The sequence below is a fragment of the Stenotrophomonas sp. AR029 genome, from assembly GCF_047520695.2.
In the GTDB taxonomy this organism is placed as follows: domain Bacteria; phylum Pseudomonadota; class Gammaproteobacteria; order Xanthomonadales; family Xanthomonadaceae; genus Stenotrophomonas; species Stenotrophomonas sepilia.
Window position 1 is genome coordinate 20,681 of sequence record NZ_JAXBQQ020000012.1, and the last position, 14,105, is coordinate 34,785.

The following is a 14,105-nucleotide window of genomic DNA, read 5'->3' on the forward strand; positions in this document are numbered from 1 at the left end:
GTCAAAATACACCGCAAAGTGTCGATTGTCGCAACCGACCAATCAGGATGCCGGCATCGTCCACGATGTCGGCAATGACCCCGATAGACAACGCCGGCACTACCGATACGGGCGTCAGCTCGACAGATGCTCGATCGCCGCCACCTTGCCCAGGCGCTCGCCCAGCATCGTCAGCAGCGCCAGGCGGTTGCCACGCAGTGCCGGATCTTCCGCGTTGACCATCACGCCATCGAAGAACGCGTCGACCTGCGGACGCAGGCGCGCCAGGCGTGCCAGCACCGCCACATAGTCCTTCTGGTGCAGGCTGGCGCCGGTGTCATCGATGGCGGCGGTGACCGCTTCGGCCAGCGCGCGCTCGGCATCTTCCTGCAGCAGTGCCGCGTCGATCTGCGCCGGAATCTCGCCCTCGGCCTTGCGCAGGATGTTGCGGATGCGCTTGTTGGCCGCGGCCAGCGCCTCTGCCTCCGGCAGCGCGGCGAAGGTGCCGATTGCATCCAGGCGGCGATCGAAGTCGTACAGCGAAGCCGGCTTCAGCTCGGCCACGGCGTTGAAGTGCGTGGCCGGCACGCCCTTGTCAGCGTAGTAGCCCTTCAGGCGGTCGAGGATGAAGTCGTACAGCTCGCCGACATCGGCCTGCACGTTGCGCGCGGCCAGGCCGGCATTGGCGCTGGCCATCAGCGCGCGCAGGTCCAGTTCGAAGCCGCTTTCGATGATCGTGCGGGCCAGGCCCAGCGCATTGCGGCGCAGCGCGAACGGGTCCTTGTTGCCGGTCGGCTTCAGGCCTGCAGCGAAACCACCGGCCAGCGTATCCACGCGTTCGGCTATGGCCAGCACCTTGCCCAGCGGCGACAGCGCGATGTCGTCACCACCGAAGCGTGGCTGGTAGGCCTCGTCGATGGCCAGCGCCACGTCGGCCGATTCACCACCGGCCACGGCGTAGTGGCGGCCGGCGATGCCCTGCAGTTCCGGGAATTCGTTGACCATGCGCGACTGCAGGTCGTTCTTGGCCAGCTCGGCAGCCCGCTTGGCCTGCGCCGGATCGGCACCGACCTGGGCTGCGATCACTTCGGCCAGTGCGGCCACGCGCGCCACCTTGTCGGCCACGCTGCCCAGCTTGGCCTGGTAGGTCACCGTCTTCAGGCCGTCGCCCATCGACATCAGGCCCTGCTTCAGGTCCTCGTCGAAGAAGAACTTGGCATCGGCAAAGCGCGGGCGGATCACCCGCTCGTAGCCCTTGGCCACTTCGGCCACGTCCTTCGATTCGATGTTGGCGATGCCGATGAACTTCTCGGTCAGCGTGCCGGCGGCATCCAGCACCGGGAAGAACTTCTGGTTGATCTCCATCGTTTCGATCAGTGCTTCCTGCGGCACTGCCAGGAAGGCGCGTTCGAAGCTGCACAGCACCGCCGACGGCCATTCGACCAGGTTCACCACCTGCTCCAGGTTGTCGTCGGTGATGCGGGCGCTGCCACCGGCCCCGGCTGCAGCGGCCTCGACCTCGGCGACGATGCGCGCACGTCGCTCGCTCGGGTCGACCAGCACGAACGCGGCGCGCAGCGCTTCAACGTAATCCTGCGGCTGCGCCAGCGACACGGCCTGGTCGTGGTGGAAGCGATGGCCACGGCTGGCACGGCCGGCCTGCAGGCCGAACAGTTCGGCCTCGACCACGTTGGCGCCGTGCAGCAGCACCAGCCAGTGCGCCGGGCGGGCGAAGCCCCAGGCGTGATCGCCCCAGCGCATCGGCTTGGGAATCGGCATCGCCGCGATCGCCTCGCGCAGGATTTCCGGCAACAGGCTGGCGGTGCTCGCGCCCGGGGTGACCGCGCGGTGCACGAAGCGCTCGCCCTTGTTGTCGGTGGTCTTCTCCAGCGCGGTCCAGTCGATCCCGGCCTTGGCGGCGAAGCCCTGCAGGGCCTTGGTCGGCTGGCCTTCGGCGTCCAGCGCGATGTTCAGATACGGGCCCAGCACTTCGCTGTGCTGTTCCGGCTGTTCCAGGCCGACGCCCGGCAGCAGCACGGCCAGCCGGCGCGGGGTCGACAGCGGGCGGGCATCGCCCAGCTCCAGCGCGACGCCACGCTTGCGCAGGCCTTCGACAACACCGTCGAAGAACGCCTGGGCCAGGCCCGGCAGCGCCTTGACCGGCAGCTCCTCGGTGCCCAGTTCGATCAGCAGGGGGGACAGTTGGCTCATCGGTTCGATCCTGTGGTGGGGGCGCAGCGCGCAACGCGTCCGGCGCCCCGGGTAGTTGATGAAAAGCGGGACGGTGCAGGAAGGCGGTCAGGCCTTCTTCGCACCCGGGAAGCCCAGCTTCTCGCGCTGCTCGTAATACGCCCTGGCCACCGCCTGGGCCAGCGCGCGCACGCGCAGGATGTAGCGCTGGCGCTCGGTCACGCTGATCGCGCGGCGCGCATCGAGCAGGTTGAAGGTGTGGCTGGCCTTCATCACCTGCTCGTAGGCCGGCAGCGGCAGGCCCACTTCCACCAGCTTCTGCGCTTCACGCTCGCAGGCGTCGAAGCGGTGGAACATTTCGTCCACGTCGGCGTATTCGAAGTTGTAGGTGCTCTGCTCCACCTCGTTCTGGTGGTAGACGTCGCCGTAGGTCACCGGCTGGCCGTCCGGGCCGTAGGTCCAGACCAGGTCATAGACGTTGTCGCAGTTCTGCAGGTACATGCACAGGCGCTCGAGACCGTAGGTGATCTCGCCCAGCACCGGGCGGCACTCCAGGCCACCGGCCTGCTGGAAGTAGGTGAACTGGGTCACTTCCATGCCGTTGAGCCAGACTTCCCAGCCCAGGCCCCACGCGCCCAGCGTCGGCGATTCCCAGTTGTCCTCGACGAAGCGCAGGTCGTGCACCAGCGGATCGATGCCCAGTGCCTTCAGCGAATCCAGGTACAGCTGCTGGATGTTGTCCGGCGCCGGCTTCATCGCCACCTGGTACTGGTAGTAGCGCTGCAGGCGGTTCGGGTTCTCGCCGTAGCGGCCGTCGGTCGGGCGGCGCGACGGCTGCACGTAGGCCGCGTTCCAGCTTTCCGGCCCGATCGCCCGCAGGAAGGTGGCCGGGTGGAAGGTACCGGCGCCCACCTCCAGGTCGAGCGGCTGGATGAGCACGCAGCCCTGCTGGGCCCAGAACTGGTTCAGGGTCTGGATCAGGCCCTGGAAGGTGATCGGAACGGTCGGGGTCGCGGACATGCGTACGAGTCTTGGCCGGCAAGAGGGTGCGCTAGTATAACGGCCGACCTGCGGGGCATTCCGTACCCGGGAGGAGCAGGCAGATGGAACATCGGCTGCCGGTGGGCACGCCCGGCGAGCCAGGCGGCATCCCGCTGCCGTGGGGCCGCCTGCATTTCGAGCAGGTGGGTGCGGCGCTGCTGGCCGACGGCCTGGTCGCCGAGCACGAGGGCGAGCGCATGCGGTTTTCCGCACAGGGCGCGCGCAATGCCAGTGAAGTGCACCCGCTGGTGCTGCTGTCCAACCTCAAGCTGGCCACCCGCGACGGCGGCGAACTGACCCTGGAACGCCTGACCGAATGGCTGGCCCAACGCACCGGCACCCGCTACCTGCGCATCGATCCGACCCGGGTCGACGTCGCTGCGGTCACCGCGCTGGTCTCCCACGCCTATGCCCGTCGCCACCGCTTCCTGCCGCTGGCAGTGGATGCCGAACGGGTGCTGGTGGCCACCAGCGAGCCGCTGGTGCAGGAATGGCGCCGCGACCTGCAGCACCTGACACGCCGCCGCATCGAGCTGGCGGTGGTCAATCCGCTCGACCTGCACCGCTACACCATGGAGTTCTACGGGGTGACCCGTTCGGTGCGTGGCGCGCGCGGCGACGTCCGCGGCGAGGCCAACACCACCCTGCCCAGCTTCGAGCAGCTGGTCGAGCTGGGCCGCACCGGCGACGTCAATGCCGACGACCAGCACATCGTGCACATCGTCGACTGGCTGCTGCAGTACGCCTATGAGCAGCGCGCCTCGGACATCCACCTGGAACCGCGCCGCGAGATGGGACGCATGCGCTTCCGCATCGATGGTGTGCTGCACAAGGTGTTCGAGGTGCCGCCGGCAGTGATGACCGCGGTGGTCAGCCGCATCAAGGTACTCGGCCGCATGGACCTGGCCGAGCGCAGGCGCCCGCAGGACGGCCGCATCAAGACCCGCTCGCCGGGTGGCCGCGAGGTCGAGATGCGCCTGTCTACCATGCCCACCGCCTTCGGTGAGAAGTGCGTGATGCGCATCTTCGACCCCGATGCCGCCTTCAAGAGCATCGACCAGCTCGGCTTCAGCCCGCAGGAGGCCGCTGGCTGGAATGCACTGGTCGAGCGCCCGCACGGCATCGTGCTGGTCACCGGCCCGACCGGCTCGGGCAAGACCACCACCCTGTATTCCACGCTGAAGCGGCTGGCCACGCCGGACGTGAACGTGTGCACGGTGGAGGACCCGATCGAGATGATCGCGCCCGAGTTCAACCAGATGCAGGTGCAGGCCAACATCGACCTGGACTTCGCCAGCGGCGTGCGCACCCTGCTGCGGCAGGACCCGGACATCATCATGATCGGCGAGATCCGCGACCTGGAAACCGCGCAGATGGCGGTGCAGGCCTCGCTGACCGGCCATCTGGTGCTGTCCACCCTGCACACCAACGATGCACCGTCGGCGGTCACCCGCCTGCTCGACCTGGGCGTGCCGCACTACCTGCTGGCCAGCACCCTCAACGGCATCCTCGCCCAACGCCTGGTGCGCACCCTGTGCCCGCACTGCAAGCAGCCGCACACCCTCGGTGCGGCCGACTGGGCGGTGCTGGCTGATAGCCAGGCTGCATATCCAGATGCCGCCACGCCCTGTCGTCCGGTCGGTTGCCTGGAGTGCCGGCGCACCGGATTCCTCGGCCGCATCGGCCTGTATGAGTTGCTGCCATTGGGCTCGCGGCTGCGCGGGCAGATCCGCGCCGACATGGATCTGGCCGGTTTCACCCGTGCCGCGCGCGCTGAAGGGCTGCGAACCCTGCGCCAGGCCGGGCTTGAAAAGGTGGCGCAGGGGCTGACTACAATCGAGGAAGTCCTGTCAGTGCTGCCGCCCCCGGATGAACCCAGCCCCCTTCCTGATCCTTGAAACCGGCCGCCCGGTACCGTCGCTGCGCCGCTACGGGCGCTTTCCGCACTGGATCCGCGTCGCCGCCGGGCTGGAGGAACATGAGACGGTGGTGGTCGATGTCGAACACGGTGGCGCCCTGCCCGATCCGCACGGTTTTGCCGGGGTACTGGTGACCGGCTCGGCCGCCTTCGTTACTGACCACGCCGACTGGAGCGAGCGCAGCGCGGCGTGGCTGCGCCAGACCGCCCACGCTGACCTGCCGGTGTTCGGCATCTGCTACGGCCACCAGCTGCTGGCGCATGCGCTGGGCGGTGAGGTGGCCTACAACCCGGCCGGGCGCGAGTCCGGCACGATCGAACTGGAGCTGCAGCCACAGGCGGCACAGGATCCGCTGTTCCAGGGCCTGCCGCAGCACTTTGCCGCCCACGCCATCCACCTGCAGACCGTGCTGCGCGCGCCCGACGGTGCCGAGGTGCTTGCACGCTCGCCGCTGGATGGCTGCCACGCGTTCCGCTGGGGGCGCCAGGCCTGGGGCGTGCAGTTCCACCCCGAATTCGCCACCCACCACATGCGCGGCTACGTGCGCGCCCGCGCCGACTGCATCGGCCGCCACGGCGGCTGTGCGCGCAGCATCGAGCGCGCAGTCAGCGCCGCACCGCTGGCCCGCCAGCTGCTGCGCCGCTTCGTCCGACAGGCGCGGCTGTCTTCAGCCCAGCCGGCGGCAAAACAGGGATAATCAGCGGCACGGGCAACCGCCCGTCCCCTCCTGTCCTTCCCGGATGTCCATGAAAGAGATTCGCAAGCTGCCGGCCTCGGCGGGCGCCCAGTGGTTGCTGGATACGTTCTCGCTGTATCGGCGTGCGCCGCTGCAGCTGGCCCGGATCGGCCTGGCCTGGCTGCTGGTGAGCTGGGTGGTCACCCTGTTGTCGACGCTGATTCCCGGCGCCGCCGGCATGGCCGTGCAGCTGATGACCCTGGCCATCTCGCCGATCATGTTCGGCGGCATGCTCTACGCCGTGGGTGAGATCGACGAAGGCCGCCCGGGCCTGTCCTCGCACCTGCTGCAGCCGATCCGCGACCACCGCGTCAGCCACCTGCTGGTGCCGCTGGCGATCCAGGTGCTGGCGGTACTGCTGCTGGGCGCGCTGCTGTTCATGATGATCGGTCGCGAAGGCTTCACCGCCTTCAGCGAGGTCATGACCAAGATGGAAGAGATCAGCCGCAGTGGCCAGCAGATCAAGCCGGACGATGCCGCGGCGCTGGTGGCCAACCTGCCGGCCAAGCGCATCGCGCTGTGGATGCTGCTGGTGTTCCTGAGCGCGGTCGCACTGTCGCTGGCAATGTTCACCCAGCCGGCGCTGGTGGTGTTCGACAAGCAGAGCGGCATGCACGCGCTGCGCCTGAGCCTGCAGGGCTGCATCGAGAACATCGGCGCGATGATCGTGTTCGCCGTGCTCGGCCTGATCGCCGCGTTCTGCATCTACATCCTGTTCGTGATCGTGATCCAGATCGCGATGCTGATCGGTGGCCCGCTGGCCGCCGCCTTCATCGCCCAGCTGGTGCTGACCACGGTGCTGATGCCGCTGTATGTCGGCGCGGTCTATGCCGCGTGGAAGCAGATGTTCGTGCACCGTGGCAGTCGCGCCGCACCGCCGGTCCCGACCACCCCGACCTCAAGCGACATCTTCCACGCCTGACGAAAAAGGGGACGGAGGGGATTAAGTCGTTTGTGCCACTGTGCCGATAGCGACTTAATCCCCTCCGTCCCCTTTTGTTTTTTTCAGGCGGCGGGTTTCTTCACGGCCGACGACGGCACCAGCCAGCGTGCGGCGTGGATGCCCAGCTCGTAGAGCAGGCACATCGGGATCGCCAGCATCAGCTGCGAGACCACGTCCGGCGGGGTCAGCACCGCCGCCAGCACGAAGATGCCGACGATCGCGTAGCCACGGCCTTCCTTGAACTGCTGCGGCGTCACCCAGCCCAGCAGCACCAGGATCACCATCGCCACCGGCAGTTCGAAGCTGCCACCGAAGGCGAAGAAGATCGCCAGCACGAAATCCAGGTAGGCATTCGCATCCGGGGTGATCGCGATCACGTCCGGGCTGAAGGTGGTCAGGAAATGGAACACCGCCGGCAGCACCAGGAAGTAGGCGAAGGCACAGCCGGTGTAGAACAGCAGTACCGAAGACACCAGCAGCGGCACCGCCAGGCGCTTCTCACGCGCGTAAAGCCCCGGGGCGACGAAGGCCCACAGCTGGTACAGCAGCCACGGCACCGCCACGAACAGGGCAACGAAGAAGGTCAGCTTCAATGGCGCGAAGAAGGCGCCGGCCGGATTGGTCGCGATCATCGTCTGCCCGTTGGGCAGCTGCGAGACCAGCGGTTCGGCCAGCGCGTTGTACAGCTTCTGGGTAAACGGCAGCAGCGCCAGCAGCACCACGCCCAGGCCCAGCAATGCGCGCACCAGGCGGCCGCGCAGTTCCACCAGATGTTCGACCAGCGAGCTTTCGCCGAAATCCTGTTCACTCATGGCTGGCGCTCCGTGCGCTGCGGCGTCGGAGCACCGGCTTCAGGGGGTGTCGCCGGCATCGGCTCTGGCGCAATGCCCTCCTGTACCGGTGCATCGGCAGGCGGCAGGCCGCCCATATGCGGCGGCGGATCCGCAGGCGCCGGCGCGCGTACTTCCTGCGCCAGCGCATCGCCCTGCTGCTGCGCCTGCTGCGCTTCGCGACGGATCGCCTCGCCGCTGGCGCGCAGCTGGTTCTCGGTGTCCTGCATGCCCTGGCGCACCTCCTGCATTTGCCGCTTGATGTCCTCGGCCTGCAGTTCGCGTTCCAGTTCCTGTTTCACCGAATCCCACTGATTGCGGGCACGGCGCACCCACAGGCCGGCGAAGCGGGCCGCCTTGGGCAGGCGCTCGGGACCGAGCACCACCAGGGCGACCACCGCGATCACCAGCAGTTCGCTGAAGCCGATATCGAACACCGCAACCGCTCCGGATCAGCGAGCGTTACGGTCGTGCTCGTCCTGCGCGGTGCGCGAGGCGTCCTGGCTGCGCGACTCATCGCCCAGCTGCGCGTTCGGCTTGTCTTCGTCGCGCATGCCCTTCTTGAATTCCTTGACCGCCGAGCCGAGGTCCTTGGCGCCACTGGTCAGGCGCTTGGTGCCGAACACCAGCAGGACGATGGCCAGCACGACCAACCAATGCCAGATGCTGAAACTGCCCATAAAGACGCTCGTTACGTTAGTGATCAGGCTGTCGAGCATAGCGCACCGGGTGTCAGCCGGCGCGCGTGACGAAAGTCAGTTTCCGCCCAGCGTTTCCGTGCGGATTTCGCCGTCGTTGACCGGCTGGAAGCCCTGCTGCTGCGGCGGCGGGTTCTGCGGCACGTTCTGCAGCGGCGCGGTGGTGGCTTCGGTTGGGGCGGCCGGCGCGGCCTGAACAGGCGCCGGCGCAACCGCCGGGGTCGCCGCCGGACGCGGTGCACTGCCACCGTTGCCGTTGCGGTTGTTGCGGGCGGCGTAGGTGGCCTCTTCCAGACGATCACGGAAGGCGACCACGTCCATCGACGGCGCACCGGCGGCGCGACCTTCGAAGATCATGCGCGGCGTGGTGTTGCTGCCGTAGGCGTCAAGGTTGGCGGCATCGTCGATCTGCAGCACCGCACCATCCAGCGCGACGCCCGCGAACAGCCCACGGGCACGCGACCAGGACCAGATCTCGGCCTTCAGCTGGCCGTCGGTGGCGGCGGCGGCATTGCGGCCAACCGGACCGGCGGCAACGCCAGCATCGGCGCCGAGCGTGAACTTGCCGTTGACCAGATTGTCCAGGCTGCGGTCGTTGCGGAACACCAGAACCACATCCGAAGATTGCACGCCGGCCTGGAAGCCGATGCTGCCACCGGTGAGCTTCACGAACACCGGGTTGGACCATGCGCCATTGGGCATGCGCACCGACATCAGGCCGTGGCCACGACGACCGCCAATGACAAGACCGGCCTTGATCGTGTCGGGAATGACGATGACCGCGCGGCCTTCGTCGAGCAATTTATCCGGAATGCCCTGTTCAGGAATTTCCTGGATTTCGGCCAGCACGCGCACGGCGTTGCGGGCGCGCTGGTCTTCCTGCGGTCCGGCCATGGCCTGGCTGGACAGCAGGCTGGCGGCGATCAGCAGGGCTTGGATCGGGCGACGCATGGCAGGCTCCAGAAGTCAGTCCGTAGGAAGATATAGCAAGTGACTGAAATTAGTGGTGTTGTCATGAATCCCCAATGAGCGTTCCCTGCCCGCATTGATGCGCGCTATGCCTGCAATCCGAACCCTGCATCCCGGTGCGGCGCCGGATAGGCGACAATACCGCCCATGCTCGACGCACCCGATACCGCCGTGCTGGCGGTCAACCTAGGCACGCCCGAGACGCCGACGGCCCCCGCCGTACGCCGTTACCTGGCCGAATTCCTGTCCGACCCGCGCGTGGTCGCGATTCCGGCACTGCTCTGGCAGCCGCTGCTGCGCGGGCTGATCCTGCCGCTGCGAAGCGGCCGGTCGGCGGCCAAGTACGCCCAGGTCTGGCTGCCCGACGGCTCACCGCTGATGGTGCATACGCGCCAGCTGGCGCAGGCCATGCAGGCCCTGCTGCCGACCCTGACGGTACGCCATGCGATGCGTTACGGCGAACCGGCGCTGGCCGGCGAGCTCGACCGTCTTGCCGCCGACGGCGCGCGCCGGATCGTGGTGTTGCCGCTGTACCCGCAGTACTCCACCACCACCACCGCCTCGGTCGAAGACCGGGTCGATGCGTGGCAGCGCCGCAACCCGGGCGTGACCGTGAGCCTGGTGCGGGACTACTCGGTCGATCCCGGCTGGGTCGAGGCCATAGCCGGATCGATCCGCCGCTATTGGGAACAGCACGGTCGCGGTCAGAAACTGATGTTCTCCTTCCATGGTATCCCGCAGCGCCTGGCCGACGCGGGCGACCCGTATCCGCAGCGCTGCGAGGCCAGTGCGCAGGCCATCGCCAATGCACTGGGCCTGGGCAAGGACGACTGGCAGATGGGTTACCAGTCGCGCTTCGGCCGCGAGCGCTGGTTGCAGCCGTATGCCGAGCCCAGCCTGTGGGCGCTGGCCGAATCCGGCGTGAAGCAGATCGACGTGGTCTGCCCCGGATTTGCCACCGACTGCCTGGAGACGCTGGAAGAGGTTGCGCTGGGCTTCACCGAAACACTGGCCGAGCGCGGTGCGACGATGCGCTACATCCCCTGCCTCAACGCCGAGCCGGAGCATGCACGCGCCCTGGCACGGCTGGCCGTGTCCTCGCTGGCATGAGCCTGCAACCGTTTGAACTCCAGGTCGGGGGCGCACGCGTCGCCGGCCTGCGCAACCACGGCGGCGGCCCACGCGTGCTGGCCCTGCATGGCTGGCTCGACAACGCCGCCAGCTTCGTGCCGCTGGCGCCGCACCTGTCGGCGTTGCAGCTGGTTGCCATCGATCTGCCCGGCCACGGTCACAGCGCGCACCTGCCGATGGGTGCCAGCTACACCACGGCCGCCGCGATCTGCCACGTACTCGATGTCGCCGACGCACTGGGCTGGGACCGATTCAGCCTGCTCGGCCATTCGATGGGTGCCGGCATCGCCAGCCTTACCGCCTCGGTCAGCGACCGTGTTGATCGGCTGGTGGCGATCGAAGCACTCGGCGGCCTGCGCGGTCCCGAGGAAGAAACGGCGCATCGCCTGCGCGAGCATGTGAACGCCACGCGCGCGTTGGCACGCAAGCAGCTGCGCGTGTTCCCCGATCTGGCAGCGCCGATCCGCGCGCGGATGATGACCAACCAGCTCAGCGAACCCTGCGCACGGCTGCTGGTCGAGCGCGGCGTGGAACCGGTCGAAGGTGGCTACCGCTGGTGCAGCGACCCGCGCCTGATGCTGCCCACTGCGATCCGCCTCAGCGAAGGCCAGATCGACAACCTGCTGCAGGCCATCACCTGCCCGACGCAGGTGATCTATGCCACGCCGGCGCAGTCCTACTATCCCGAGCCGATGCGCAGTGATCGCCTGCAGCACCTGCGTGATGGACGGCTGGCCGTGTTTCCCGGCAACCACCACCTGCATATGGAAGACCCGGCACGCATCGCCGAGGTGATCCTGCGCTTCCTCGGCAACGACAACGCCGGCTGAGTCGCAGCGTCCGCTGCACTTCATTCTGCGCACTTCCGGCCGATACATCAGTTGCGGGCCACTGCGTCCGCAGCACGTGGGCCCGGTCGGGCCTGCGGCGTGTGTCTGGTCCTGCAAGGAAGTCCGCATGCCCGCTCCATTGCTCCGTCACCCACAGGATGTGGTCACGGCGCCCCGTCTGCGCGACGTTGATTGCGTCGCATTCCCCGAATTCCCGGTCCATGCCCTGGCCACGCACTCGTGCGTGCGTCACCGTGTGGCCGTTGTCGTCTGCTGATCCAGGAGTCGCCGATGTCCGCTGCATCCACTCGTCCCCCCGATACCGCCCGCCTGCCGCATCTGCAGCAGCTCGCCCACCGCGCTGACCGCCGATTGCTGATCGGCAGTGCGGCACTGGCGGTGGCCGGCCTGGTGCTGGCCCTGCGCGGGCCTCATGTCCTGACCGCCTCGCTGGTCGCGGCCGCTGTGCTGCCTGCCATCTGGCTGGCCGGTCCCAAGGCGGGCCATAGCGTCACCCGCAATGGCCTGGCGCTGTTGTTGTCGCTGCAGCTGGCATGGCTGTGCGCGATCGCGGGCCTGTCACCGGCTTTGCCGATTGCACTGCTGCTGGGCGTGCTGTTGAGCCATCGTGATCGCCTGCCGGTATGGCTGGCCGGCGGCATCGGCACGCTCGCGCTGTTGGCGCCGCTGCTGCAGGGCGCAGCAGTGGGACCTACGTTGCTGCAGGCGGGCCTGTTCGCCGGGCTGACGGCATTCCTCGGCCAGGTCGCGCTGCGCCTGCGCCAGCAGACCGAGGCGCTTGGCCACGGCCCGCGCCGGCTGGCTGCGCTGGCCCGCGACATCGCCACGGGCACCGACCTGGGCGCACATGCCGACACCGCATCCTATGCACCCGGCTCGTTGGCCCATGCGCTGGCCGATACCGCGCGCCACGTCCAGGCCCAACGTGGGCGTGAGGCTGAGGCGCATGCCGAGAATGCGCAGATCCGTCAGGCGCTGGATGCCTCGCGCACCGCGATGATGATCGCCGACAATGATCACGTGATCCGCTATGTGAACCGCTCGGTGGTGGCTCTGCTGCGCAACCAGCAGGCGACACTGCGCCAGGCCTTCCCTGACTTCGATGCCGAACGCCTGGTCGGCAGCAGCATCCATCGCTTCCATGCCAACCCGGACCGCATCCGCGCCATCCTCAATGGCCTGCAGGCCAGCCACAACGGCAAGGTACAGATCGGCCCGGTGCACTTCGCCCAGGTGGTCACCCCGGTGTTCGATGCACAGGGCATGCGCCTCGGTTTCGCCGTGGAATGGCATGACCGTACCCAGGAGCTGGCGCTGGAGAACGCCGTGGCCGGCATCGTCGCTGCTGCCGCTGCCGGCGATCTCGGCCAGCGCCTGCAGGCAACCGAAGGCGCCAGCTTCCTCGATGGCCTGACCGGTGGCATCAACCAGCTGCTCGATACGCTGGGCAGCACCGTCAACGACGTGCGGCAGATGCTTTCGGCGCTGGCCAACGGCGATCTCGATCGGCGCATGCACGGTGAGTACCACGGTGCCTTCGCCGCGATCCAGCGTGATGCCAACGCCACCGCCGGCCAGCTGGCGCGCATGGTGGGCCGCATCCAGCAGTGCGCGGCCTCGATCAGTACCGCCGCCAGCGAGATCGCTGCAGGCAATGGTGCGCTGTCCGAGCGCAGCGAGCGCCAGGCGGCGCACCTGCAGGAAGCCGCAGCCTCGATGGAGGAGCTGACCGCCACCGTGCGCCAGAATGCTACGCATGCGCGCGAGGCCAGTGAGCTGGCTGCGTCCACGCAGAGCGCCGCCAGTGACGGCAACACCGCGATGCAGCGGGTTGTCGACACCATGCAGGCGATTGAAGGCGCCTCGAAGCGGATCGGCGACATCACCGGCGTGATCGATGGCATCGCCTTCCAGACCAATATCCTCGCGCTCAATGCGGCGGTGGAAGCCGCACGTGCCGGTGAGCAGGGCCGTGGCTTCGCCGTGGTGGCCAGCGAGGTGCGCGTGTTGGCGCAGCGCTCCGCCGCCGCCGCACAGGAAATCAAAAAGCTGATCGATGAGGCAGGCCGACAGGTGGGCGAAGGTGCCCAGCTGGTGGCCGACGCCGGCCAGCGGATGCAGGGCATTGTCGGCGGCGTGGAGAATGTCAGCCATCTGATGCGTGAGATCTCGGCGGCCTCGCAGGAGCAGTCGATCGGCATCGAGCAGATCAACCAGACCGTGGTGCAGATGGATCAGGCCACGCAGCAGAACGCGGCGCTGGTGGAAGAAGCCACCGCGGCCGCACGCGAGCTGCAGACGCAGGCGGGGACGCTTACCGAGGCAGTATCGGTGTTCCGCCAGCAGGAACCGCACGAGGTCCCGCGGGCCGCCTGATCCGGGCCTGCAATGCGATCCTGATCAAGACGGCGCCCGCAGGGCGCCGTTTTTTACCTGCTTCTGCGTGATGGGTCAGGAAAAGTCCGCTTCCGGACCTGCCGTGAGGAGCGGCCAACCCTGTTTGGCGCCGCATCCACACACGGCGTGGATCTACCGGTAGTGCCGGCCGCTGGCTGGCAATTACGGCCTAGCCCACTGTCTGACCTCCCGCCGGTAGCGGCCAACCTTGGCTGGCGCTGTGGCTGCCCGCAGAGAATATCCACGCATCGCGTGGATCTACCGGCCGGTGTGCAGCCATGGCGGTGCCGGCCAGCGGCCGGCACCACCCGCATTTCCTGCGCACAAAGAAAAACCCCGCTGCGTCAGCAGCGGGGTTTTGGGTATAAACCCTGGCGATGACCTACTCTCGCATGGCTTGAGCCACACTACCATCGGCGCA

The 14,105-nt window shown here is 67.8% G+C and carries 12 protein-coding genes; 6 read left to right on the forward strand and 6 right to left on the reverse strand.

Annotated features, from left to right (window positions below):
• Positions 1 to 114: 114 nt before the first annotated feature.
• Both glyS and glyQ read right to left on the reverse strand, forming a co-directional pair.
• The gene (glyS, locus tag ACM0PB_RS19925; RefSeq protein WP_065177805.1) at positions 115 to 2,190 is read right to left on the reverse strand and encodes a glycine--tRNA ligase subunit beta; all 2,076 of its coding nucleotides are present in this window, start codon (positions 2,188 to 2,190) and stop codon (positions 115 to 117) included.
• 87 nt (positions 2,191 to 2,277) lie between these two features.
• The gene (gene glyQ, locus ACM0PB_RS19930) at positions 2,278 to 3,189 is read right to left on the reverse strand and encodes a glycine--tRNA ligase subunit alpha (RefSeq protein WP_005420440.1); all 912 of its coding nucleotides are present in this window, start codon (positions 3,187 to 3,189) and stop codon (positions 2,278 to 2,280) included.
• A gap of 83 nt (positions 3,190 to 3,272) precedes the next feature.
• Between glyQ and ACM0PB_RS19935 the strand changes: the two genes are divergently transcribed.
• Genes ACM0PB_RS19935 through ACM0PB_RS19945 form a run of 3 tightly spaced genes read left to right on the forward strand, consistent with a single transcriptional unit; the run spans position 3,273 to position 6,787 of the window.
• Positions 3,273 to 5,108, forward strand: a complete 1,836-nt coding sequence (locus ACM0PB_RS19935) for a GspE/PulE family protein (RefSeq protein ID WP_065185932.1) — start codon at positions 3,273 to 3,275, stop codon at positions 5,106 to 5,108.
• Entirely contained in the window at positions 5,080 to 5,826 is a 747-nt protein-coding gene (locus tag ACM0PB_RS19940) for a glutamine amidotransferase (RefSeq protein ID WP_414604824.1), read from the forward strand. Before ACM0PB_RS19935 ends, ACM0PB_RS19940 begins: the two co-directional genes overlap by 29 nt.
• 49 nt (positions 5,827 to 5,875) lie before the next feature.
• Entirely contained in the window at positions 5,876 to 6,787 is a 912-nt protein-coding gene (locus ACM0PB_RS19945) for a BPSS1780 family membrane protein (RefSeq protein WP_005420447.1), read from the forward strand.
• 83 nt (positions 6,788 to 6,870) lie between these two features.
• Here ACM0PB_RS19945 and tatC read toward each other — a convergent pair whose 3' ends face one another.
• From tatC to ACM0PB_RS19965, 4 genes are all read right to left on the reverse strand, one after another.
• Positions 6,871 to 7,620, reverse strand: a complete 750-nt coding sequence (gene tatC / locus ACM0PB_RS19950; RefSeq protein WP_005420449.1) for a twin-arginine translocase subunit TatC — start codon at positions 7,618 to 7,620, stop codon at positions 6,871 to 6,873.
• Positions 7,617 to 8,075, reverse strand: coding sequence for a Sec-independent protein translocase protein TatB (tatB, locus tag ACM0PB_RS19955; RefSeq protein WP_053500646.1), 459 nt, complete (start codon positions 8,073 to 8,075; stop codon positions 7,617 to 7,619). The genes tatC and tatB overlap by 4 nt, the downstream gene beginning before the upstream one ends.
• 15 nt (positions 8,076 to 8,090) lie before the next feature.
• Positions 8,091 to 8,318, reverse strand: a complete 228-nt coding sequence (gene tatA / locus ACM0PB_RS19960) for a Sec-independent protein translocase subunit TatA (protein ID WP_005420453.1) — start codon at positions 8,316 to 8,318, stop codon at positions 8,091 to 8,093.
• A gap of 75 nt (positions 8,319 to 8,393) precedes the next feature.
• Complete coding sequence (locus ACM0PB_RS19965; protein WP_061480672.1) at positions 8,394 to 9,287, reverse strand: lipid-binding SYLF domain-containing protein; 894 nt, start codon at positions 9,285 to 9,287, stop codon at positions 8,394 to 8,396.
• Positions 9,288 to 9,452: 165 nt separating this feature from the next.
• On the opposite strand from ACM0PB_RS19965, the gene hemH reads away from it, so the two are divergent.
• The 3 genes from hemH to ACM0PB_RS19980 all read left to right on the forward strand — a co-directional run bounded on the left by hemH (position 9,453) and on the right by ACM0PB_RS19980 (position 13,663).
• A complete protein-coding gene (gene hemH, locus ACM0PB_RS19970) occupies positions 9,453 to 10,415 on the forward strand; it encodes a ferrochelatase (RefSeq protein ID WP_065196771.1) in 963 nt (320 codons plus the stop codon).
• Positions 10,412 to 11,266, forward strand: a complete 855-nt coding sequence (locus ACM0PB_RS19975) for an alpha/beta fold hydrolase (RefSeq protein ID WP_065196770.1) — start codon at positions 10,412 to 10,414, stop codon at positions 11,264 to 11,266. The genes hemH and ACM0PB_RS19975 overlap by 4 nt, the downstream gene beginning before the upstream one ends.
• Positions 11,267 to 11,557: 291 nt before the next feature.
• Positions 11,558 to 13,663, forward strand: coding sequence for a methyl-accepting chemotaxis protein (locus ACM0PB_RS19980; RefSeq protein WP_065196769.1), 2,106 nt, complete (start codon positions 11,558 to 11,560; stop codon positions 13,661 to 13,663).
• Positions 13,664 to 14,105 lie beyond the last annotated feature (442 nt).

Bases quoted from the DNA above. Each gene is read 5' to 3' on its own strand.
- ACM0PB_RS19965 (WP_061480672.1), bottom strand. From the start codon at position 9,287: ATGCGTCGCCCGATCCAAGCCCTGCTGATCGCCGCCAGCCTGCTGTCC.
- glyS (WP_065177805.1), bottom strand. From the start codon at position 2,190: ATGAGCCAACTGTCCCCCCTGCTGATCGAACTGGGCACCGAGGAGCTG.
- ACM0PB_RS19980 (WP_065196769.1), top strand. From the start codon at position 11,558: ATGTCCGCTGCATCCACTCGTCCCCCCGATACCGCCCGCCTGCCGCAT.
- ACM0PB_RS19940 (WP_414604824.1), top strand. From the start codon at position 5,080: ATGAACCCAGCCCCCTTCCTGATCCTTGAAACCGGCCGCCCGGTACCG.
- hemH (WP_065196771.1), top strand. From the start codon at position 9,453: ATGCTCGACGCACCCGATACCGCCGTGCTGGCGGTCAACCTAGGCACG.
- glyQ (WP_005420440.1), bottom strand. From the start codon at position 3,189: ATGTCCGCGACCCCGACCGTTCCGATCACCTTCCAGGGCCTGATCCAG.
- ACM0PB_RS19975 (WP_065196770.1), top strand. From the start codon at position 10,412: ATGAGCCTGCAACCGTTTGAACTCCAGGTCGGGGGCGCACGCGTCGCC.
- tatC (WP_005420449.1), bottom strand. From the start codon at position 7,620: ATGAGTGAACAGGATTTCGGCGAAAGCTCGCTGGTCGAACATCTGGTG.
- ACM0PB_RS19935 (WP_065185932.1), top strand. From the start codon at position 3,273: ATGGAACATCGGCTGCCGGTGGGCACGCCCGGCGAGCCAGGCGGCATC.
- ACM0PB_RS19945 (WP_005420447.1), top strand. From the start codon at position 5,876: ATGAAAGAGATTCGCAAGCTGCCGGCCTCGGCGGGCGCCCAGTGGTTG.
- tatA (WP_005420453.1), bottom strand. From the start codon at position 8,318: ATGGGCAGTTTCAGCATCTGGCATTGGTTGGTCGTGCTGGCCATCGTC.